General features: G+C 47.0%; 22 protein-coding genes. 19 read left to right on the forward strand and 3 right to left on the reverse strand.

The window, feature by feature from the left end; all coding sequences use genetic code 11:
* Positions 1-135: 135 nt before the first annotated feature.
* Genes P364_RS0126545 through crcB (P364_RS0126560) form a run of 4 tightly spaced genes read left to right on the forward strand, consistent with a single transcriptional unit; the run spans position 136 to position 3,162 of the window.
* Positions 136-1,014 carry a LysR family transcriptional regulator gene (locus P364_RS0126545; protein WP_024633061.1) on the forward strand — a complete coding sequence of 293 codons (879 nt, stop codon included), beginning with the start codon at positions 136-138 and terminating at the stop codon, positions 1,012-1,014.
* A gap of 54 nt (positions 1,015-1,068) precedes the next feature.
* On the forward strand, positions 1,069-2,376 hold the full coding sequence (locus P364_RS0126550) for a replication-associated recombination protein A (protein ID WP_024633062.1): 1,308 nt from the start codon (positions 1,069-1,071) through the stop codon (positions 2,374-2,376).
* Between the two features lie 28 nt (positions 2,377-2,404).
* A complete protein-coding gene (gene crcB, locus P364_RS0126555) occupies positions 2,405-2,806 on the forward strand; it encodes a fluoride efflux transporter CrcB (protein WP_024633063.1) in 402 nt (133 codons plus the stop codon).
* Entirely contained in the window at positions 2,803-3,162 is a 360-nt protein-coding gene (gene crcB / locus P364_RS0126560) for a fluoride efflux transporter CrcB (RefSeq protein WP_024633064.1), read from the forward strand. Before crcB (P364_RS0126555) ends, crcB (P364_RS0126560) begins: the two co-directional genes overlap by 4 nt.
* Positions 3,163-3,302: 140 nt before the next feature.
* Here the strand turns inward: crcB (P364_RS0126560) and mnmA are convergent, their stop codons facing one another.
* Entirely contained in the window at positions 3,303-4,427 is a 1,125-nt protein-coding gene (gene mnmA, locus P364_RS0126565) for a tRNA 2-thiouridine(34) synthase MnmA (RefSeq protein WP_024633065.1), read from the reverse strand.
* Between the two features lie 331 nt (positions 4,428-4,758).
* Here mnmA and cymR point away from each other — a divergent pair, with 331 nt between their 5' ends.
* Positions 4,759-5,178: a cysteine metabolism transcriptional regulator CymR gene (cymR, locus tag P364_RS0126570; RefSeq protein WP_024633066.1), complete on the forward strand. Its 420-nt coding sequence runs from the start codon at positions 4,759-4,761 to the stop codon at positions 5,176-5,178.
* A 241-nt stretch (positions 5,179-5,419) separates the two neighbouring features.
* Here the strand turns inward: cymR and P364_RS0126575 are convergent, their stop codons facing one another.
* A complete protein-coding gene (locus tag P364_RS0126575) occupies positions 5,420-5,719 on the reverse strand; it encodes a hypothetical protein (RefSeq protein ID WP_024633067.1) in 300 nt (99 codons plus the stop codon).
* Positions 5,720-5,846: 127 nt separating this feature from the next.
* On the opposite strand from P364_RS0126575, the gene P364_RS0126580 reads away from it, so the two are divergent.
* The 14 genes from P364_RS0126580 (at position 5,847) to P364_RS0126645 (ending at position 21,896) form a co-directional block, all read left to right on the forward strand.
* Positions 5,847-6,998, forward strand: coding sequence for a cysteine desulfurase family protein (locus P364_RS0126580; RefSeq protein ID WP_024633068.1), 1,152 nt, complete (start codon positions 5,847-5,849; stop codon positions 6,996-6,998).
* 163 nt (positions 6,999-7,161) lie between these two features.
* Positions 7,162-7,683, forward strand: coding sequence for a PRC-barrel domain-containing protein (locus P364_RS0126585; protein WP_024633069.1), 522 nt, complete (start codon positions 7,162-7,164; stop codon positions 7,681-7,683).
* Positions 7,684-7,693: 10 nt separating this feature from the next.
* Positions 7,694-7,903 (forward strand): hypothetical protein, encoded by a 210-nt coding sequence (locus P364_RS0126590; RefSeq protein WP_024633070.1) that lies wholly within the window; start codon positions 7,694-7,696, stop codon positions 7,901-7,903.
* A gap of 317 nt (positions 7,904-8,220) precedes the next feature.
* Entirely contained in the window at positions 8,221-9,288 is a 1,068-nt protein-coding gene (locus tag P364_RS0126595) for an AI-2E family transporter (RefSeq protein WP_024633071.1), read from the forward strand.
* Between the two features lie 422 nt (positions 9,289-9,710).
* Positions 9,711-12,341 carry an alanine--tRNA ligase gene (gene alaS, locus P364_RS0126600; protein WP_024633072.1) on the forward strand — a complete coding sequence of 877 codons (2,631 nt, stop codon included), beginning with the start codon at positions 9,711-9,713 and terminating at the stop codon, positions 12,339-12,341.
* A 277-nt stretch (positions 12,342-12,618) separates the two neighbouring features.
* Positions 12,619-12,879: an IreB family regulatory phosphoprotein gene (locus P364_RS0126605; protein WP_024633073.1), complete on the forward strand. Its 261-nt coding sequence runs from the start codon at positions 12,619-12,621 to the stop codon at positions 12,877-12,879.
* A 125-nt stretch (positions 12,880-13,004) separates the two neighbouring features.
* The gene (gene ruvX, locus P364_RS0126610) at positions 13,005-13,421 is read left to right on the forward strand and encodes a Holliday junction resolvase RuvX (RefSeq protein WP_024633074.1); all 417 of its coding nucleotides are present in this window, start codon (positions 13,005-13,007) and stop codon (positions 13,419-13,421) included.
* 12 nt (positions 13,422-13,433) lie between these two features.
* On the forward strand, positions 13,434-13,733 hold the full coding sequence (locus P364_RS0126615; protein ID WP_024633075.1) for a DUF1292 domain-containing protein: 300 nt from the start codon (positions 13,434-13,436) through the stop codon (positions 13,731-13,733).
* Positions 13,734-14,048: a DUF1292 domain-containing protein gene (locus tag P364_RS0126620; RefSeq protein WP_024633076.1), complete on the forward strand. Its 315-nt coding sequence runs from the start codon at positions 13,734-13,736 to the stop codon at positions 14,046-14,048.
* A 79-nt stretch (positions 14,049-14,127) separates the two neighbouring features.
* The gene (mltG, locus tag P364_RS0126625; protein WP_029881320.1) at positions 14,128-15,168 is read left to right on the forward strand and encodes an endolytic transglycosylase MltG; all 1,041 of its coding nucleotides are present in this window, start codon (positions 14,128-14,130) and stop codon (positions 15,166-15,168) included.
* 15 nt (positions 15,169-15,183) lie between these two features.
* Positions 15,184-16,113, forward strand: a complete 930-nt coding sequence (locus P364_RS0126630; RefSeq protein WP_024633078.1) for a peptidase U32 family protein — start codon at positions 15,184-15,186, stop codon at positions 16,111-16,113.
* 17 nt (positions 16,114-16,130) lie between these two features.
* On the forward strand, positions 16,131-17,459 hold the full coding sequence (locus tag P364_RS0126635; protein WP_024633079.1) for a peptidase U32 family protein: 1,329 nt from the start codon (positions 16,131-16,133) through the stop codon (positions 17,457-17,459).
* Positions 17,460-17,694: 235 nt separating this feature from the next.
* Positions 17,695-19,962, forward strand: coding sequence for a methyl-accepting chemotaxis protein (locus P364_RS0126640; RefSeq protein ID WP_024633080.1), 2,268 nt, complete (start codon positions 17,695-17,697; stop codon positions 19,960-19,962).
* 80 nt (positions 19,963-20,042) lie between these two features.
* Entirely contained in the window at positions 20,043-21,896 is a 1,854-nt protein-coding gene (locus P364_RS0126645) for a peptidoglycan D,D-transpeptidase FtsI family protein (protein ID WP_024633081.1), read from the forward strand.
* Here the strand turns inward: P364_RS0126645 and P364_RS0126650 are convergent.
* Entirely contained in the window at positions 21,875-23,071 is a 1,197-nt protein-coding gene (locus tag P364_RS0126650) for an AI-2E family transporter (RefSeq protein ID WP_024633082.1), read from the reverse strand. The two genes, P364_RS0126645 and P364_RS0126650, sit on opposite strands and share 22 nt — an antisense overlap.
* Positions 23,072-23,226: the final 155 nt, after the last annotated feature.

The following is a 23,226-nucleotide window of genomic DNA, read 5'->3' on the forward strand; positions in this document are numbered from 1 at the left end:
CGAGAGTAAGTTGCTGTGTTCTGATATACCCCGATTGTAGCTCGGAGTAGCTATACTGTATAATGATTGTTAATGGATTGGATATCATTTTAAATGATGTCTGGCTAAAAAAGTGATCGTTGGGAGGTTCATTCAATGGAGAGCGGCGATTTAAGGATATTTCAATGTGTGGCACAAGAAGGAAATCTGACCCGAGCTGCGGAGCGCCTTGGTTACGTGCAGTCCAATGTCACAGCAAGGATACGACATCTGGAATCTGAAGTAGGGACACTGCTGTTTATTCGTCATAATCGGGGAATGACGTTATCTCCAGCAGGTGAGATGCTGCTGACATATGCAGATAAAATTATCGGCCTGCTTGATGAGGCTGGAAAAGCGCTCAGCTCCACAAGTGTGCCAGCTGGCCCGCTGCGCATCGGCTCCACGCAGACTGCTGCAGCGGTTCGGTTGCCTGAGCTTTTGGCAAAATATTATAAACTGCATCCGGCGGTCTCCTTATCATTGACTACGGGGAACTCCCAAGTGCTTATGGATCAGGTTATTGGGTATGAATTGGAAGGGGCTTTTATCGGTTGTTCCTGTGATCACCCCGATATTGCTTCTACTCCCGTATTTGATGAAGAACTATATGTGGTCTCCTCCGGTATGGGACCGGAAGACGAAGAGCTCACCAGTAAACCGATTCTGGTCTACAGCATGGGTTGTTCATATCGTCAGGTTTTGGAGGAATGGTTGTCGGTTAGCGGCGTAACCCGTCCGATCATTATGGAATTTGGAACCCTTGAAGCGATTATTAGCGGGGTCACCTCCGGCATGGGAATTTCACTGTTACCTGAGATCGTCATTCGGCGCCAGATCGAAAGTGGATCACTGCGAAAGCATACTCTCCCCGCAGGCATGAATCGGATGATGACTCATTTTATTACGCGCAAGGATGCCTTTGTCAGCAGTGCGCTTGGCGCATTTATGGGTATGCTGCCGCGGGAGTATGATATGATAGAGAATAGAGATTAATCAGGATTTTGGTAAGGATCAAGTAAAGGCAATCCGTTAAGGAAGTGATGAGCAATGGATTTATTTTCGTTTCAGCAGGATTCAGAACCTCAAGCAAGACTGCTCGCTGACCGCATGCGGCCAGAGCGGCTTGATGAATATATTGGGCAAGAGCAAATTATAGGACCGGGTAAACTGCTTCGGCGCGCCATTGAAGCCGATCAGATCTCGTCCATTTTGCTTTACGGTCCTCCGGGATGTGGTAAGACGACCCTCGCACATATTATTTCCCAGCATACGCAGGGACAGTTCGTTCGTCTGAATGCGGTGGATGCCTCGGTTAAAGATGTACGTGAAGTCATTGAGCAGGCACAGACGAACAAGCAGTTGTACGGAACAAAAACCATTTTGTTCCTGGATGAGGTACACCGCTTTAATAGTTCACGTCAGGATGCATTGCTACCTGCAGTAGAGAAGGGCACGATCATTTTTATCGGCGCTACGACAGAGAATCCCTTTCATTATGTGAATGGGGCCTTGATGAGCCGTTCTACGCTGTTTCAGCTGGAGTCTTTGAACAAAGAGCACTCCCTGATTGCGATGCACCGAGCACTGGCGGATGCGGATAAAGGTTTGGGATTCATGGATCTGCAGGCTGACGACGAGGCATTGGGACATATTGCGACGATGGCGAATGGCGATATTCGGCGTGCGCTGAACGCGTTGGAACTGGCTGCACTGACTACACCGCCAGAGAAGGACGGCTCCATTCACATCACGCTCGATGTAGCTGAAGAGTCTATTCGTCGTCCGATTGTGAAGGCGGATGAATCGACACAATATGATGTATTGTCGGCATTTCACAAAAGCATTCGGGGTTCCAGTGATGCAGCACTGTTCTGGTTTTTGTATGCAGTAGAAAAGTTGGGCATGGACCCGATGACGTTTATACGTCGTCTGATTGCAGCGAGCAGTGAAGATATTGGACTTGCGAATCCGCAAGCGATGACCCAGGCCATCGGGGCGCTGGATGCTTATCGCAATAATGGTTGGCCTGAAGCCAAGCTGAACATTGCCCAAGCGATTCTGTTTGCTGTTGAAAGTCCGAAGTCCAATGCGGTGTACACTGCGATCTCAAAAGCAATGAATGCCATTGATGAGGTGAAATCTGCTGAGGTCCCTCTTCATCTGCGGGATACCCATTATTCGGGTGCAGTGAAGCTGGGACATGAGGGTTACCAATACCCGCACAATTATCCGGGACATTACGTGAAGCAGGAGTATTTACCGAAGCGGCTTTCGCGTCGTGTATTTTATGAAGCAACGGAACAAGGCAATGAATCCAAGATTCGTCTAAACCAGCAGCGGCGCAGAGAGCTGTAAGATCGATGAACCGGGAGAGGCTTGAACGATGAAAGAAATTTTCTATATTGGAATCGGTGGCATTATAGGTACGTTTTGCCGATATGGGATTCAATTATGGATGCCAGTAACAAATGAAGGCTTCCCTTGGGCAGTGCTGCTGATTAATGCCATCGGGAGTCTGTTTTTGGGTTGGTTCTTCACCATAGCTGTTCCAGGCAAAATAACGCCTCAACTTCGTCTAGCGATTGGGACGGGGTTTACGGGCGCATTCACCACATTCTCCACGTTTACGTTGGATATTGTCCGTTTATCTGAGGAAGGAATGTGGGTGAAGGCTGTTGTATACCTCGTTGTGAGTTTACTTGCAGGGTTATTGCTGTGTGCATTGGGAATGAAGCTTGGACAGCGAATGTTGGGTAAACCAACGCAGGATGGTGTTGCACCATGATCATCTGGATTGGTCTTGCAGGGATGCTGGGAGCAGTGCTCCGCTATAGTTTGGGTAGATGGATATCCGGTTCGCTCGGAACGGCCTTCCCATGGGGGACATGGGTCATTAATATCAGTGGTTCATTGTTACTTGGATTGCTCTATGGCTGGCATCAGTCAGCCTCGATTTCGTACGGAATCTGGGTGATATGGGGGACTGGATTTTGCGGAGCGTATACCACATTCTCTACATTTGGATATGAGACCCTCGGTCTGCTGGGGCAGGAACGTTACTCAAGAGCAGTTGTATACGTCATCAGTTCGGTACTGCTGGGGGTTGCGGCTTCTTTTGCAGGCGTGTGGCTGGCTGCATAAGTGAAAAAAAATATTTTTTTTGCAGGAAAAAGAAGGAAAAAAGCCATCCGTCATGGTATACATGAAAGATGGCTTTTGTTATAGGAATACAGGGTATTGTGCAAAATGCATATGGGATGGGTTCATTTCTATTATTGAATCTATTGTAGCGCTGGTACAGGCACTTTTTGAACCTGATCAATCGTTCCACCGCCGAGACACACATCTCCATCATAAAACACAACAGCTTGACCAGGCGTAATCGCTTTTTGCTGTTGGTCAAATTGTACATCCACGCTGCCATCTTCCTGCCATGTCAGGGTTACACCCTGATCCGGCTGACGATAGCGGAATTTGGCGGTACAACGGAAGGGCACGTTAGGCATATGCGCTGAACCTGCGATCCAGTTTACACCCGTTGCAGTCAGACCAGTTGAGTACAGACTTGCATGTGCATCGCCTTGAACGACAAGCAGCTGATTTTTCTCCAGATCCTTGTCTGCCACGAACCAGGGTTCACCATTACCGGAACCGCCAATGCCGAGACCTTGACGCTGTCCAAGCGTATAGTACATCAGACCGTCATGACGGCCCTTCACTTCTCCGGTTGCAATATCAACCATGTCTCCGCCTTTGGCAGGAAGATAGTTGCTCAGGAACTCTTTGAAGTTGCGCTCGCCGATGAAGCAGACACCTGTGCTATCTTTTTTCTTCGCGGTGTACAGGCCAGCCGCTTCTGCAATCTTGCGCACTTCCGGTTTCGGAAGATGACCAATCGGGAACATGGCTTTGGACAGCTGGTTCTGATTCAGTGCATTGAGGAAGTACGTTTGGTCTTTGTTACTGTCCACACCGCGCAGCAGTTTGAACGTTCCGTCTTCTTCAATTAGGCGAGCATAGTGGCCTGTGGCCACATAATCAGCGCCGAGATCCAGTGCTTTGTTCAGGAATTCGCCGAATTTAATCTCGCGATTACACATGACATCTGGATTCGGAGTCCGACCCGACTTATATTCATCAAGGAAATAGGAAAATACTTTATCAAAGTACTCTTTCTCGAAGTTGACAGTGTAGTAAGGAATGCCGATCTGTTCGCAAACCCGGCGTACGTCCTCTGAATCCTCTTCAGCGGTACAGTGGCCGAACTCGTCCGTGTCATCCCAGTTTTTCATGAAAATGCCGATGACATCGTAACCCTGCTCCTTCAGCAGCAGTGCGGTGACGGAAGAATCGACACCTCCGGACATGCCAACGACGACCCGTGTATTTTCAATTGTTTTGGACATCGTTATCACCATTTCTCTATATAAATGTGTTTCGTTTCTATTCTACCATAACCGGACTCAAGTTACGATACACCCGGCCGATTTTGGATAGTGTCCACCACAGGCGTACATTTTCTGAATTTCGTCAATCTTTCTTTTCCATAAAGCATGCAGATATGTTAACATTAGCTGAGGGTTATGATCGGAATACGGAGGATTAGAGGGACTAGGCCTGTATTTTTAATATCCCCCTGTGGCGGATCCTGGAATCTTGGAAAGACAGGCTTGGGCCACATCCTGTTATTTTATGTTTCACAACTTGTTTTTTCGAAAATTGAAAGAGGTGACTCCTTTGAAAATATCGACAAAGGGCCGTTATGGGCTCACAATCATGATGGAGCTCGCAGCCAGAACTGGCGAAGGCCCTACATCTTTGAAAAGTATTGCCGAGCGCAATCAGCTCTCGGAGCATTATCTGGAGCAATTGATCGCTCCCCTGCGTAATGCAGGATTGGTCAAAAGTATCCGTGGCGCCTACGGCGGTTACATTCTGGCAGGCGATCCGGCTACCGTAACGGCAGGGGATGTTATTCGTGTACTGGAAGGTCCAATCTCTCCAGTGGATTTCACGGAGGAAGATGATCCGGCGAAGCGCGACTTGTGGTTGCGCATCCGTGATAGCATTGCAGAAGTACTGGATTCAACAACGTTGAAGGATCTGATTACTTTCCAAAATCAGGAACAAAAAGATAGCTACATGTTTTACATCTAACATAGTTGATGACGAGCATCAGAGACGACACACTAAAGCCCCCATATTGGGGGCTTTAGCCGTGCAACAAGCTACATTGTGATTCTTCCAATTCTACGATAGCCTGGAATGAACAAAATTTTATGTAAATAATGTACTGAAGAAGGCAACGTTTTCGTGGCTGCCATCTGGAACGGAGCTCAAGAATCTAACGAAGTTTAAGTGCTTCTATATCTGCTTCCATACGCAATTGACGACGGTTCTAAATATCAATGCTGTGCTGATGGGTGTTTAATTCGGCAGTTACTTTACGTTCAAACGTGATTTGTGAAGCTTCAAGACGTTTGGTAACTTCCAGTGTCTCCAGAACGGCCTGCTGAAGCAGAGGAATGTTTTTGGTTTGTTCCTCGATGGTGTCAAGTCTGGTATCCATGGTATCAAGTCTGCTATCCAATGTACCAAGCCTGTCTTCGATCTTTTCAAGACGTCCATCGATGTTGTCGAAACGCTTGTCCATTTGTTGAAGCTGATTCAGAATTTGACTGAGAACCTGATCACTCATGTCGATCTCTCCTTTTTGAAAGGATATTAAACATTATACACGAAGATATGACACAATAGCATTGGTTTAAATTTTCAATTACACAACATGAAAAGATGGAAGTCCAACATATAACGGGGTGAAATCAATGAAAAGAATATATATGGATCACGCCGCATCGACACCTATGCATCCACAAGTCGCGGAAGCGATGATGAAAGTAATGACAGGGCAATATGGCAATGCATCAAGTATCCATGCCTTTGGCCGCGAAGCCAAACGGACCGTCAGTGGAGCAAGGGATGTGATTGCGGCGTCTTTGGGTTGTTTCCCGGATGAACTCGTATTTACCGGAGGCGGCACGGAAAGTGACAATTTGGCCATATTTGGCGCAGTTTCAGCGAGGAAAGAACGGGGACGTCACATCATTACAACAGCCATTGAACATCATGCGGTACTGCATACGTGCCAGGAACTGGAACGACAAGGCTATGACGTGACCTATTTGCCTGTAGATGAATACGGAAGAATACGTCTGGAAGAGCTAAAAGAGGCCATTCGCCCAGATACAGTACTGATCACCATGATGTATGCCAACAATGAAGTAGGCACCATTCAGCCCATCCGCGAAATTGGTGAACTGGCTCGTCAGCATGATATTTTGTTCCATACCGATGCAGTTCAGGCTCTTGGCACCCAGGAAATTTCCTGCAAGGAACTGCCTGTGGATCTGATCAGCTTCTCTGCTCATAAAATCAATGGGCCTCAAGGCGTGGGTGCGCTCTATGTACGGCGCGGAATTGTGCTTGAGGCGAGATCACATGGTGGACTGCAGGAACGGCAACGACGGGCTGGGACTGAGAATATGGCAGGTATTGCTGGCTTTGCGGAGGCGTTGAAAATATCAGGGGAACAAGCGAACGCGCGCCGTGAACATGATCTGGCATTGCGGTCATTGCTGCTGGAACAACTGGAGAAACACGTAGGGGCGGAGCATTTTCACGTCAACGGACATCCTGAATATACGCTGCCCAATATCCTGAACATCAGCTTTCCGGAGGTGTCCACGGAGACGATGCTCATGAATCTGGATATGGAAGGCATCGCTGTGGCGAGCGGTTCGGCATGTACTTCCGGTTCCCTCGAAGTGTCCCATGTGCTGAAAGCAATGAACTTGCCGGAGACATTTTTGCATTCCGCGATTCGTTTTAGCTGGGGATTGGGTAATACTACGGAAGAAATCATGATAACCGCCGAAAAAATTGGAACCATTCTTGGGCGACTGCGTAATAGAGCCTAAGGGCTCATTGCACATGGAACAAAAGGAGGGAAGAAGTTCCATTTCATCGGTTGGATAGAAGCGGTTTTGATGATCGGCGTCTGATTGCCACTCATCAACTTTGGGCATACCTAGCAATAGCGCCGCGGCTATTTAATGATAAGAAGATGAGGGGGACCCTGCGATGAAGCTTCAGGAAATGATCGGACTTGCCGTGTTTGACGTTGAGGACGGGAAGCAGGTCGGCAAAATCCAGGATTTCATTGTGAATGACGATTGGAAAATTGAAGGCATTGAACTTGAAAACAAAGGCCTGTTTACCAGTCATGTCAAAATCGTGCAGTGGCAAGATATCGTTGCCTACGGCGAAGATGCCGTCATGATCCGTAATCAACAGGCTGTCCGCAAAACGGGAGCCGACGACATAAAACACACGTACCTCCTCGGTCAGTCTAAATTGAAGGAGATGTCCGTGCTCACCGAAGAAGGTTTGCTGCTTGGACGAGTCTCTGATGTTTATTTTGACCAGGAGTTGGGAAATACAATAATAGGGATTGAAATTACGGACGGTTTTGTGTCCGATTTGATTGAGGGCCGCAAATGGCTGCCATGTACAAGTGATATGTCCATTGGGGAAAGTGCCATTATGGTGCCGCCGCTGAGTGAACAGCGCTTGGAAAATGCCATTCATTCTGTTAATGGATAGGTGAATGAATATGAAATGTCCAAACTGTAGTTCCAAAGATATTGGGAAAATCGGTTCCCACCAATTTTATTGCTGGGGATGCTTTATCGAATTAACAGTGAACGGTGAGAAAATGTCTGTATACCAGGTGGAAGAAGACGGCACGCTCAGTTCCCTCGATGATCTGTTCTTCGGGGAAGAGCTGCCGCAAGACTTCCCTCATCTTCATGCTTCTTCTTAATAAGCAGTCTAACTTCTTCTATATGCGGTTTCATGACAAAGAATGTCATTGAATGCTGTCATGAAATGATGACAGATGTATATAGCTGCGGTTACATAGTGGTTCAAGGGACTTGTATAATATATGCTACCCCGAATCACAAGATGCGTCTCCTTCATCATGAAGGGGGCGCTTTTTTTGTGTCCAAAATACGACGTCTACCCGATTGTCCATCCATGGGTGAGAATTGTTAGTCCCCACTTCTGGACGGCGATAATAAATATTCCCTTCCTTACATATACTGACTTTCAGAGCCAGTCCAAAAGGGAGAGATGCAAGTGGAGCAATTAACCAAAAACAAGATGTTCCGTTATGCCATCTGGCTGCTACTCGGATTGATTATTCTGTATTTTATCTGGCTGCTGCGGCCATTGCTGCTTCATATATATGGATTTTTGAAAACAGTGCTGGCACCTTTTATCGTGGCCCTCATCATCTCCTATGTACTCAATCCGATTGTAAGCATGCTGGGAGGACGTAAAGTCCCTCGAACCATTGCCGTGCTGTTAATCTATGCTTTTTTCCTCACCTGTATCGGGGTCATCCTGATGAATGTCATTCCGGTATTGATTGAACAATTGGAGGAACTGAACGAGCATATGCCGGAGCTGTCGATGCGTGCCCAGAGTTTGATGAATAATATGGACCACAAATTAATGCCACCAAGTGTACGCACAGGCATGAACAGCTGGTTTTTCCAGATGGAGGATCGGCTGACTCAGGGGATCACGAAGCTGATGGATAATATCGGGACAACCATTAATGTGTTATTCAATGTGTTTATTGTGCCATTTCTCATTTTCTATATGTTAAAAGATTTTGAGGTATTCGAGCGCACCATAGTGGCCTACCTGCCTCGATCACGGCGCAAAGCGATTGTTTCGGTTATGAAAGAGGTTGACACGGCCTTGGGGAACTATATTCGCGGACAATTTATCGTCTGTGTAATTGTGGGCATCTTTGCCTATATCGGTTACATCGTCATTGATATGCCTTATGCATTGCTGCTTGCCAGCATTGTCGCTGTATTTAACATCGTGCCCTATCTGGGTCCATTCCTTGGAGCTGCTCCAGCAGTGGTTATGGCGTCAACTGTATCGTTCAAAATGGTGCTCTTTGTTGTCATCGTGAACACACTGTGCCAGGTGTTGGAGAGCAACGTCATCTCTCCTCAGGTGGTGGGGAGGACTCTGCATTTGCATCCGTTGTCGATTATCTTCGCGCTCCTTGTGGGAGGCGAACTGGCGGGCATTGTGGGACTCATTCTGGCAGTACCGGTCTTTGCTGTCCTCAAGGTGATCGTGCAGCACTTTTTTGCGTATTACATCAAACGAAGAACCGACTGACCCAAGCACAGGTCTGTTCCTCAAGGGTGCGTTGACACCATATAGGCATATCGATATAATGGAGGGGTATGTTTAGAACAAGAAATCGATGATGAAATGAAGTACGCCGAGGGTTCCTTTCCTCAGAGAATAGACTTCTTCGGATCAGATGCAATCTGAGCCCGATGGCTGGAAGAGTCTTGAAAGTTGAAGCGGCGGAAAGCTGATTTCGGAGTGCAGGACAACCCTGCCGGGAGCGACCGTTATTTCGCATCAACGAGGAGATTGTTTGTTTCATCTGCGGATGAACAGCAATAACCAGGGTGGTACCGCGATTACAATCGTCCCTGACTATCAGGGGCGTTTTTTGTGTTTGTTTTTACTTGTTAACAACCCGGAGCGAATATGCACCGGACTATTATAATTAATTGGGGGCACTCCGTATGAAAGCCAGTGAAATCCGGTCCAAATGGATAGAGTTTTTTGCAAGTAAAGGACATAAAATCGAGCCAAGCGCATCGCTTGTACCTCATAATGATCCATCCCTTCTGTGGATTAATGCAGGTATGGCTCCGTTAAAACCGTATTTTGACGGTCGGGAGAAACCGGAGAATCCACGTCTCGCCAACTCCCAAAAATGTATTCGTACGAACGATATTGAAAATGTCGGTAAAACTCGCCGTCACCATACGTTCTTCGAAATGCTCGGTAACTTTTCCATTGGAGACTATTTCAAGGAAGAAACGATTACGTGGGCATGGGAATTTCTCACAAGCAAAGAATGGATCGGTTTCGATCCGGAACGTCTCTCGGTAACGGTATACCCTGAAGACGAAGAGGCTTTCAAACTGTGGAACGAAAAAGTGGGACTGCCTGCTGAACGTATCATCAAGCTGGATGAGAACTTCTGGGATATCGGCGAAGGCCCGTGTGGACCTTGTACCGAAATTTTCTATGACCGCGGCGAAGCTTATGGCAATGACATGAATGACCCCGAGATGTATCCAGGCGGGGAAAATGAACGTTATCTGGAAGTATGGAACCTGGTATTCTCCCAGTTCAATCACAACAAAGATGGTAGCTACACACCGCTTCCGAACAAAAATATTGATACAGGTGCAGGTCTGGAACGTTTTGCATCCATTCTGCAAAATGTGGATTCCAACTTTGACACAGATCTGTTCCAACCGATGATTCAAAGAACAGCGGCTCTTGCCGGTGTGAAATATAATGACAGCGTAGAGATTGACGTTGCACTGAAAGTTATTGCCGATCACATTCGTACGGTTGCCTTTGCTGTAGGTGACGGTGTTCTGCCAAGCAATGAAGGACGCGGATATGTAATTCGCCGTTTGCTTCGTCGTGCCGTACGTTACGGTAAAGTACTGGGACTCGACCGTCCATTCCTGTATGAACTCACAACAACTGTCGGTGAAGTGATGGGGATGTACTACCCTGAAGTGGTGGATAAGCAGGAGTTTATCGCTAAAGTGATCAAAACCGAGGAAGAACGTTTCCATGAAACACTCACGGATGGACTTGCTATTCTCGCGGACATGAGCAGCACAGCCAAATCTGAAGGTCGCACGGTTATTAGCGGGCCTGAAGCGTTTAAACTGTATGATACGTACGGTTTCCCGTTTGACCTGACCGAAGACTATGCAGCAGAGCATGGCATGACTGTTGACCGTGAAGGATTCGATGCCTCGATGCAGGAGCAGCGTGATCGTGCACGTGCAGGACGCCAGGAAAGCGAGAGCATGAAGGTTCAAGGCGGACCGCTTGCCGATCTGGAGGTTAAAAGCGAGTTTGTTGGTTATAATGACCTGTTGACGGAAGCAAAAGTGGTAGCCATCGTTGCTGGTGACGCCCTGGTAGACTCCGTAAGCGAAGGACAGACTTGCCAGGTCATCCTGGACAAGACTCCGTTCTATGCGGAAAGTGGCGGACAAGTGAGTGATCAGGGCTTGCTGCGAGGAGCCAGTGTAACGGCGAAAGTGCAAGGTCTGTTCAAAGCTCCGCTGGGACAACATGTGCATCTGGTGACAGTAGAGTCCGGAGAATTGCGTGTGGGTGAAGTGATTAAAGCTGAAGTGGATGCGTCCAAACGTGGCGATATTATCAAAAACCATACAGCAACCCATTTGCTGCACAAAGCGCTCAAAGATGTGCTCGGAACGCATGTCAATCAGGCAGGATCTCTCGTAGAGCCTCAACGTCTGCGCTTTGACTTCTCGCACTTCGGCAGCATTACGCCGGAAGAATTAACTGAGATCGAGCGTCAGGTGAACGAACAGATCTGGAATCGTCTGAACGTAAACATTGAACTGAAAGCCATTGATGAAGCCAAAGAAATGGGTGCGATGGCACTGTTCGGTGAAAAATACGGTGATATTGTGCGTGTGGTACAAGTCGGAGATTATAGTTTGGAACTTTGTGGCGGCTGTCACGTAAACAATACATCAGAGATCGGTATCTTCAAGTTGGTGAGCGAGAGTGGAATCGGCTCCGGCGTACGTCGGATCGAAGCTGTTACTGGCCGTGGTGCGTATCTGTATGTAGAAAGTCAGCTTGAATTGCTCAAACAATCGGCATCCCTGCTCAAAGCGAATGTGGCCGACGTGCCTAAACGCATTGAAGGTCTGAATCAGCAATTGAAAGAAGCTGCCAGAGAGACTGAATCACTGCAAAGCAAGCTGAGTGCCATGGAAGCAGGCGCATTGACAGATCAAGTGGTACAAGCAGGAAATACACAATTGCTTGCAGCTCGTGTAGATGCTCCGAATATGGATGCACTGCGGACAGTGGCTGATGAATTAAAAGTAAAACTGCCTGATGCAGTACTCGTACTGGGTGCTCCAGCTGATGGTAAAGTGAATTTCGTTGTAGCTGTCCCTGCTGAACAGGTAAAACAAGGGCTGCATGCAGGTAAAATTGTCAAGGAAGTTGCGGCGGTATGCGGCGGCGGAGGCGGCGGACGTCCTGATATGGCGCAAGCCGGAGGCAAGGATGCGAGCAAGCTGGATGAAGCGTTGAAACTGGCGGTTTCATTGGTTAGCGGGCATAATGCATAAATTGAACGAGCGGCTTTCAAACGCCAAAATGTAGTTCGAAATGGTTCTGTTCGTTTATTCGGAGGTTGGATCGGGATGCTTCTTCCCGTCCAACTTTTGTACCCGAGAGCGAGTGGAATCGAATGATGCAATATGCTGAAGCCAGTAAAGGACAAGCAAAAAACACAATTGGCTTATCCTTTGTTTACTTGTAGCAGTCAGAATATGTTATTATATAAGCAGAAATCAATTCGGCAGGACATGGTCCCCATGTTCATGCAGGAGCGAGGTGTCATCAATGGACTCCATGGATAAGACGGTTAAATTTAATGTGAAAGCCGACGAGCAGGAAGCATCCTCCAAAGAGATTCTTCTCACGGTATATGATGCACTGGTGGATAAGGAGTATAATCCTATTAACCAGATTGTCGGGTATCTGATTTCTGGAGACCCCGCATACATCCCTCGTCACAACAATGCACGCAGTCTGGTCCGTAAAAAAGAACGCGATGAGCTGATTGAAGAGCTTGTTCGTTCTTATCTGGCCAATCACCGGTAATGTACATCGCTTCCGCTGTGATGCAGCTATGCAGGCAGCGGGAAATGAACCGACAGAAGACAGCCTGAAGCTTGAGAAGGCGAGTATTATTCGACCTGAGCAGGCTTGAGGATGGGAGAGCATGGATGAAAATATTAGGTTTGGACTATGGGGACCGAAGAATCGGAGTTGCCGCTAGTGACGCCTTCGGTTGGACTGCCCAGGGATTGGAAGTACTTGAACGCCGCCGGGATGAAGGTGAGTTCGCTCGAATTGCAGAACTTGTGCGTGAGCATGAGATCAGCGAGATTGTAGTCGGACTTCCCAAAAACATGAACGGCACCGTAGGACCGCGTGGTGAAATATGCATTGCTTTTGCCGAACGCCTGCGGGGCGAACTGAATTTACCTGTTCACCTTTGGGATGAACGGCTGACAACCATTGCAGCAGAACGAACGTTACTTGAAGCGGATGTCAGTCGCAAAAAACGCAAGCAGGTTGTGGACAAAATGGCCGCAAGCTTGATTTTGCAAAATTATTTGGATGCCAATAGTAAAAGGTGAGGGGGATCAACAATGGCTGAAGATCAACTGGGTATGGAAGAAGAATCGGAGATTATTTACATTGCGGATGACGAGGGTAATGAAGAGGAATTTGAAGTCATCATGAAATTCGAAGTGGACGGTTCGGAGGCCAAGTACATGATGGTTGCTCCGGTTGAACCCGAAGATGGAGAGACGGATGTGTATGCATTCCGTTATGAAGAAGAGGGCGACGATATTAAACTTTTCGTCATCCAAGATGATGCTGAATGGGATATCGTCGAGGAGACGTTTAATACATTTCTTGCAGAAGATGAAGAGGAAGCGAACTAAATGACAGAATACAGCCGCGAAGACTTGAAATGGACAGATTCGCTGCGTCTGGCTTTTGGTGCTCATGTTGAGCTGGAAGAAGAGAACGGTAAATCGCATCCGTATGACCTGCTGGCTGAGTTTGAAGTGAAGGGCCAGCAGTATGCGGTGCTCCGCAGTTCATTACGTCCTTATGACGAAGTTGAACTTCTGCGGGTTTTACCGGGAAGTGAAGGCCAGATCATGCCGGAATTAGTTACGATTGACGATGATGACGAGTGGGAGAACATCTCTGAACTGTATGATGAATGTACACTCCCCATTGACGAAGATTGATGAATCAGCTTCAAATTGAAGAAACCGGAAGGGCGGAGAAGTCCGCTCTTTTTGGTTGTGTAAAGGAGTTGTGTCTTTTTTGAAAGGAAAAGCGATTTTAGTCTTTTTGCTTATCATCCTGGTTGTTGCCGGAGGAGCAGGCGTATATGTCTGGAACATGATGCGTCCGGTACAAGCATCCGCAGAACCGATCGTTTTCGAGATCAAGAGTGGATCAGGAACTTCCAAAATTGCGGATCAGTTAGAGCAGGAAGGTCTGATTCGAAGTGGTTTAGCCTTTAAGGGATACCTGAAGTGGAAGAAACAAGGATCGAATTTTATGGCAGGTACATATTCCATAAATCCCGGCGTGTCATACGATGAGATAATTAATAAGCTGAATAACGGTGAAGTTGTGCCAGAATCCATGGTGAAGTTTACTATTCCTGAGGGATATACCGTATTACAAATGGCGGACAAGCTGTCTGCTGAGGGCATTGTGGATCGTGAGGAATTTATCAAGCTTGCGAATGATCCGTCTGCTTTTGATATCGACATCATCAAGGACATTCCAGTGGATGAAGAACTGCGATATGTACTGGAGGGATATCTGTTCCCAGAGACGTATGAGCTGAAAGAGGGTAGTTCTACGCAAGAGGTCATGCAGCGAATGCTAGAGGAATTCCAGACCAAGATTGATTCTATCCCTGATTTGGCGTCCAAGCTCAAGGAGAGAAATTTGTCTTTGCATGAAATGTTAACAATCGCATCGCTTGTGGAGAGAGAAGTCGTGGTGGATCAGGAACGCGCGCTTGTGGCAGGCGTAATCTATAATCGGATCAAGCAGGATATGAAACTGGAGATTGACGCTACAGTACAGTATTTACTGGATAAGCCGAAGGCCAGATTGCTTTACAAGGATCTGAAGGTACAGAGTCCCTATAATACGTATCTGAACAAAGGGCTGCCACCGGGACCGATTGCGAGTCCAAGTCTGGCATCCATTGAAGCAGCGTTGAATCCAGAAGCTTCGGATTACCTGTTCTATGTGACCAAAAAGGACGGTACATTCGGACATCTGTTCGCCAAAACATATAAGGAACATCAGCAAAATATAGCCAAAAGTAAGGCTGCGCAATAAGCGGAGGGGATGTATATGAGTACGAAACATGAACTGCTCGTTACGGCGGCAAATGTGAAAGAGGCAGAGGTGCTGCTCCAGGCAGGAGCAGATGCTTTGTTAATTGGGGACGATCGCTTCGGTATGCGTCTTCCTGGCAGCTTCAGTGTGGAAGAGACAGCAGAGGTGGTTGCCGTTGCAGCCAAACATCAGGCGCGTGTATACGTGTCCATGAATAATCTGATGTCCAACGAGCTGTTGAAAGAATTGCCTGAATATGTTCAAGCACTTGGCAGAATCGGTATTGATGGTGTGGAATTTAATGATCCATCCGTATTGGCTGCGATTAAGGAGTACGCTCCACACGTGAAGCTGCACTGGAATGCGGAGATGACTTCAACGAATTATGCAACGGCCAACTATTGGGGAACCAAGGGAGCGAGTCGCGTTGTGCTTGCCCGTGAGTTGAATATGGACGAGTTGACGGAAATGGTTCCTTTTCTGAAGGTGGAAGCGCAGGTTCAGGTGCATGGCATGACGAATATTTATCATTCCAAGCGCAGTCTGGTGCAAAGTTATATGGCTCATCAAGGACGGCCAGTCGAGGGACACCTGGGTAAAGAACGTGGATTGTTCCTAATCGAGGCTGAACGCCGGGATGAGAAATTCCCGATCTATGAGGACATGAATGGCACGCACATTATGAGTTCTGAGGATATATGTATCCTCGAAGATCTTCATCTGTTGATGGAGGCGGGTGTGCATAGTTTCAAAATTGAAGGTATCTTAAAATCACTAGCCTACAATGAAGCTGTTGTACGTGCATATCGGACAGCGATTGACAGTTATGTTGCCGATGCTGATGCATATGCATTCTCTGAAGAGTGGCTCAATGAGGTGCGGGAGTTACAGGACCCTGAACGTGAATTATCGTTTGGATTTTTCTATAAAGAACAAGTGTATTAATAGATGAGGTGAACAGAATGGAAACAGTGGCGGTACAGCGGAAGTTCTCGGGTAAACGTAACCGTCTGGACAAACCGGAGCTGCTAGCTCCGGCGGGTAATCTGGAAAAACTGAAATTCGCAATCCATTACGGTGCGGATGCCGTATATATCGGTGGACAGGCCTATGGACTGCGTTCCAACGCGGATAACTTCAGCTTTGAAGAGATGCGTGAAGGTGTGGAGTTTGCCAAAAAGTATGGAGCTAAAGTGTTCGTAGCGACGAACATCTATGCACATAATGAGGATGTTGAGGGTATCGAAACATACCTGCAAAACCTCTATAATGCGGGAATCTCTGCGATCATTGTAGCTGATCCGGCTATTATTGAAGTAGCCCTACGTGCTGTGCCAGGTCTTGAGGTACATCTGAGTACGCAACAATCCACACTCAACTGGCAAGCCGTGAAGTTCTGGAAAGATGAAGGACTTCCACGGGTTGTTCTCGGACGTGAGACCAGCTTCGAAGAGATTGAAGAGATCAAGGCAAATGTGGACATTGAAATTGAAGCCTTTATTCACGGGGCGATGTGTTCCTCATATTCCGGACGTTGCGTGCTCTCTAACCATTTTACGGATCGGGACTCCAATCGGGGCGGCTGCTGCCAGTCCTGCCGTTGGAAGTATGATTTGTTTGAAGATGTGAGAGAAGATACGGTGTGGGTTAGCGAAGAGGACATGCAGTTGAAGGCACCTGCGCCATTCAAACTGGGTGAGAATCAGCTTCCCCTGTTCCAGGAACAGGATAATTCATTCTCCATGGGATCAAAGGATCTGTGCATGATTGGCCATATTCCCGAGTTGATTGATGTGGGTGTGGACAGTTTCAAGATCGAGGGACGTATGAAATCGATTCACTACGTGGCAACCGTGGTTAACGTATACCGTCAAGCCATCGATGCCTATATGGCAGATCCGGAGAATTATGTTCTGAAACCTGAATGGGTTGAAGAAATGAACAAGGCGGCAAATCGTCCACTGAATACCGGCTTTTTCTATGATACACCGGATCATGAGGATCACATCTATGAACCGGAAGAAAAAGCGGTACCTTACGACTTTGCCGGATTGGTTATCGACTATGATGCGACTACAGGGATGGCGACCATTCAACAGCGCAATCATTTCAAACCAGGACAGGAGATCGAATTTTTCGGTCCGGGGGGCCACTTTTTCAAACAGGTTGTAGGGGAATTGCAGGATGAAGAGGGCAATGTGCTCGATGCAGCTCGTCATCCGTTACAGCGTGTGAAAATGAAGGTGGATCAGCCTGTTTCCTATTTTGATATGATGAGAAAAAAGAAGTAGGTTTAAATGCCTAGTTTTTAACAAAATAATACTAAGTTTTAACAAGATAGTGTTATAAAATGTACAATTTGGACCTCCGTATATCGGCATACGGGGGTCTTTTTATTATAGAAAAATAGGAAAAAAGTTGTAAAAAATTTCGGGAAAACGAAAGGGGAAAGGGGAATGTTGTCGAATACTACATATTTATAGGGGAGAGAAAGAAAAATCCAACAAGTAAATTACTGGCAGGTGAATGGGATTGGTTCAAAAGAAGCAGAAGGACAGTGGGGAAGAATTGACAACACCCGAGAAGGTACAGAAAGTAAAAAAAGAGAAGGTAGCAAAAAGGAAGACCGGGGATGCTCCAGACCAACAATCTTTTAAATTGGATCGGAGTAAGCTGAAGTTGGGATGGAATAAAACAAAAGCCCAATTGAAAAAGCAGAACTGGAAAAATGTTGGGGGAACAACGTTTACACAGATTAAGAAGGCTAATCCGGTTAAATCGGTAGGCGTTAAACTGTTTTTGGTCTTTTTTGTAGGAATCATGTTTTTTGTCATTGGTTTAGGTCTATTATCCTATGCTAAAGCCAAAGATACGATTGAGAAGAATGCATCCCGATCGAATCAGGAAACGATTGAACAAACCAAGCAAAAAATGGACATCATTTTGGAGCGGTTTGTAGATACATCTACACAAATTTTCTTCGATCCGGAAATGCAGTCCTTGCTTCAAAAGATGTCTGATAAAAACTTGTCGGCATACGATACGTTTGTAAATTCAAGCTCCATCAACAAACAATTATCAAACATTGCTTTTACGAATAAATCTATGGAAGCGATTTATCTTGTGCCGACGGATGAAACAAGATCCACTATGGGTACAGGAAGCAGCAGTTCTTCTATGGGTGATATTCGTAAAGAGGCCTGGTATGACGAGTTGGTTCAAGCTGGTGGATACCGCTGGCTCCCAACGGAAACCAAGGAAGATGGCGGTACACCAACGTTCCGGATTGCACGTTCAATGAAGAATCTGCAAGGGACAACCCAGTCCTATGTGTTAATCATTGAGTTGAAACTGGAAGTTCTGGAGCAGCAGTTGAAATCGCTCGATTTGGGTGAGGGAGCTGTACTTCAACTGATCGCTCCGGACAACAAAGTTGTAGCATCAACGATAGCTGATGACACAGGGAAAGATACAGATTTGGCTTTTGTAAAAGACTTGAAAGAGAAATCGGGCAGCACAAATACGGATTATACCGTTGATGGAAATTCAACGAATATGCTGGCGTCATACAGCACGATGGACACATCCGATTGGAAACTGATCGGGATGGTTCCAACTTCGATCTTGGTGAAAGATGCCAAGGGCATTCTGACGCTTACCTTGTGGATGGCATTGATTGATGCCGCTATTGCGGTACTAATCGGTATTTGGATGGTTCGCATGATTGCCCGTCCATTGGGCAAATTGAAAGATCTGATGCAGGAAGGGTCAGAAGGTAACCTAAAGGTGCGTACACCGTATACCTCCCAGGATGAAATTGGTCAATTATCGGCCGCATTCAATCTGATGATGGAGCAAATTACAAAGCTGGTGGAGCAAACCAACCGTTCTGCACAGGAAGTATTGGATACCGCTTCTGAGCTGAGCAGTGCATCCAAGAAAACAGCAGTTTCTGCTTCCGAGATTGCCGTAGCCACTGAAGAAATTGCGGGTGGAGCAAGCAGTCTGGCAACAGAAGCGGAGCGTGGAAACGAATTGACCGACAATATCTCCCGTCAGATGGAGAGTGTGGTCGCCGCGAATGAACAAATGGGTGATTCAGCCCGTCATGTAGAGAAATCCAGTCAGACAGGTACACAGCATCTGAATCAGTTGATGACCAAAACGCAGAAGACAGAAGAAATGATCGGTGCGTTGGTAAACAAGGTAGATTCATTGAAAGAGAGTACTTCTTCTGTTCTGAAGGTGCTTGACGTCATGCAAAATATTACGAAACAAACGAACATTCTCTCCTTGAATGCAACCATTGAAGCCGCTCGGGCCGGCACAGCTGGACGTGGATTCATGGTGGTAGCGAATGAGGTCCGCCAGTTGGCTGAACAATCCAGACAATCCATTGATATGGTCGGCGACATTACGGACAAGATTATGACCGAAATGAATGAGACCGTAGATCAATTGTCTGCAGCTTATCCGCTATTCAAGGAACAGATGGATGCCGTAAAAGATACCAACGTCATATTTGCTTCAGTACAGCAGCAAATGGGTGCGTTTGTTGAGAGTCTGAGCATGGTCACTGGGTCAATTGGAGATTTGAATCAATCTCAAGGTACGTTGTCCGAAGCGATGAGTAATGTCAGCGCCGTAGCTGAACAATCTTCTGCGACGTCACAGGAAGTTGCTTCCTTGAGCAGTGAACAGCAAAATATCAGTAACCAGCTGGTGAATTTGTCTGCAAAACTGGAGAATGTGTCAACAGAATTGAAAGATACATTGTCTCGCTTCACAGTCTAACCCAACCATTAATGGAACTATCGAGAAACCTGTCCCTTCTAGGGGGCAGGTTTTCTTGGTGTTTACCGGATAATTCCAATATGAATAACGCATACTATGCCAAAACGTTGAACGGGGGTGGCCCAATGCATGTACAACTGAAACGGCGCATTTATATTACATGTATTCTTCTGACAAGTGTGTTTGGTTTGCTTATGTTTCGTTTGGCCTGGGTTCAGATGGTTCAGGTGAATCGCACGATGCCAGGGTTTCAACGCACCGTTCGCGAAATGTCTGTTTTGCAGCGTGAACGAGGTGTTATGCTGGACACGGGGCGAGGGCAGTTAACGGATTACAAGGGGGTGCCATTAACAGGCAAGCTGGAGTGGGGGGTGGTACTTTTCCCGCATACGGATCAATCCAATCATTCATACCCATCTTCTACAGCGCATTCCGCAATTAAGGAACTGGCAGCATTGCTACATACAGATGTGAAGTCACTACAAAAGGAATGGAATCAAGGAAATGCACCCCATTTCTGGACAGGCGGTACAGACCAGCCGAGCACGTTGACCGATTCTCAGCTTACTCGACTGCGTGAATTGAAGGTAGACGGAGCGAGTGTGTATCCCATAATGAAGCGTTATGGACAAGGCGCTACGGGCATGCAATGGTTAGGTTATCTTGCAGAACAGCCTGGATCTATCCATGGGCATCCGCGTCACAAAAATGAGGTGAAGCAGCCTTTTGCCATGAAATCTGGAGCAGCAGGGCTGGAAAAAACATTGGAACCTTTATTAATGGGAATAGGCCCCACCCTCGTTTCGCGTATGGTTACAGGCTCAGGAGAGGTTATCCCCAGTATCCAGCCACGCGTCATCGCACCCTCCAATACACATTATCCTTTACGTGCGGAGACGACAATCAATATCGATTTACAGCAAGGGATAGAGCAGATTGTGAAGAAATCCCGAATGAAGGAAGGGGCTATCGTTGTGCTGGATGCAGCCAATGCAGATGTGCGTGCCATGGTTTCCGCGCCGTTCTATAATCCACAGCATGTAGATCCCCAACAAACAGCTTGGGCGAATCGTGCCGTGCAGGGGGCTGTACCGGGTTCCATATTCAAAATCGTTACAGCCGCGGCCGCGCTTGAATATCACGCTGTATCCAAAGGAGAGACTTTTCATTGTGGTGGAGAATGGGGAAAATATGGCCTGTCCTGCTGGAAGGAACATGGGCATGGCACACTGAATCTGGAGCAAGGGTTTGCCGAGTCCTGTAATATTGTATTTGCTGAAACCGCCCGTCGGCTGAGTATGGAGCAGTTGGAGCGTACGGCGGATGCTTTGGGATTGGCACGTCCGATTGGCTGGGAGGGAAAACGGGTCGCCGGAATGCCCGTGCTGCATCATTTTGATCACGAGGATGCAGGAAGAGTGAGGCTGCCATCCGTCTCCCCTCAAGATGAGGGAGCGAAAGTACAGACTGCTATCGGTCAGCGCGACGTCCTGGTGACCCCGCTGCAAGCAGCCAATCTGATCGTTACGCTCTTGCATGAGGGCAAGGTGACTGCACCGCGCCTCGTTCAGCGTATCCGGTATGCGGACGGTGATACGATGTTGGACATGCCGATGCATGATTCACCTTCTTCAGCAGGACGGATCTCTCCAGCTACGGCGCATCAGCTGTTGTCCTGGATGAAGAAGGTAGTCAGTGACGGAACGGGAAAATCCCTGCAACATGCGCGGTGGCAAGTGGCAGGGAAGTCAGGTACAGCACAAGTACAGCAGCACGGAGAGAAACGTAACCATCAATGGTTCATTGGATATGGACCTACCGAGAAACCCCAATATGCTGTAGCTGTCCTTGTCCAAAATGTGGCTCCAAGCAGTGGTCATCAAGCAACGGCGATATTCAGGAAAGTGATGGACTATCTGGCTGAATCCTCATGATCCCCGGAAGAAGCAGGTTCCTGTACCGAAGGCTCAGCGTTCATTCCAGCGGTGGCGCTGACCGGTGTGTCCATCACTAACGGGGATGATTCGAATTCATCCTTCGGCAAGTGAATCCATTGCTGGAGATATCCTTGTTGTAGCAATTCTTTGAGCAGAATCAGCAGCACCGGAGACAACACCACACCGGCCAGACCAAAGACAGAGAGCGAGATCAGCATAAAGGAAAGCATCAAGTAAGCGGAAGAGACCCCGATTGAATTACCCGATATTTTCGGCTCCAGCAGTTGGCGTGTCAGCATGGTTACAGCAAGAACTACTATTAAGCCAATCGCAAGGCTGCTATTCCCCACAATGAACAGATACACAATCCACGGAATGAATATGACAGGAACACCCAACAAAGGTACAAGGTCAAAAACGGCACAGATGGCTGCGATGGTGAAGGCATTGGCAGTTCCCAGAATCAACAAGCCTGCATAAATCAATACAAAAGTAATCAGCATCATCATCATCTGGGCCTTCAAATACGAACGGATCGTCTTGAATACATGATTTCGCATAAATTCAAGAGCCAGCTTCAACGTTTTTGGCGTTTTGGCCCGGGCAAATTTACGCCAGGATTCAATCTCGATACTGAGAAAGAACGCGAGAATAATGGCAATTCCGAAGTTCGTAATAAAGGAAGAAAACGAACTGAGAAAACCGATGACGATTTGTGCACCACTGGTTACCCATTTGGACAGGAATCCGGTCAGTGTAGCAAAATAGTCATTAACCTTCTCGGTTATTCCGTCAGGTAAAGCATCGGACTTGTCCTGAATGAAATAAACCAGATTGGTGAATTCACGCTGAATCATCTCGATATAATAAGGGAAATTATCCTGCAAATTAGAAATTTGGGATACGATAATTAATCCCAATCCAAAAAAGGCAGCAACAATAACCGCAAGAAACAATAAAACCGAAATGGCAGCGCCCAGCGTTTTGGGCAATCCTTTGCGATGCAGAAATCTTGCCAGAGGTTCGATCATCCAATACACTATAAATGAAAGAAAAACTGGCGCAGCCAATTGATATAATCGACTGAAACCGTACATGATAAAGTACACGGTTAATACGAGCAGCGCAATGTCAAAGACGGTGCGCCCGTACTTTTTGTAAAGCGGCAGCATGGGCAGGGCTCCTTTGTAGTCGTTAAGGTAAAAATTAGGATGCATTTATTGTACACGATAGCTATCTTTTTGGGAAAAGAGGATTCAAGAAAAGGCTGAATTATGATAAAATTAAAGGCGATTTATTTTGGTTAGTGCTATATTATGGCACGGTA

Source organism: Paenibacillus sp. MAEPY2, assembly GCF_000499205.1.
Classification (GTDB): Bacteria; Bacillota; Bacilli; order Paenibacillales; family Paenibacillaceae; genus Paenibacillus; species Paenibacillus vandeheii.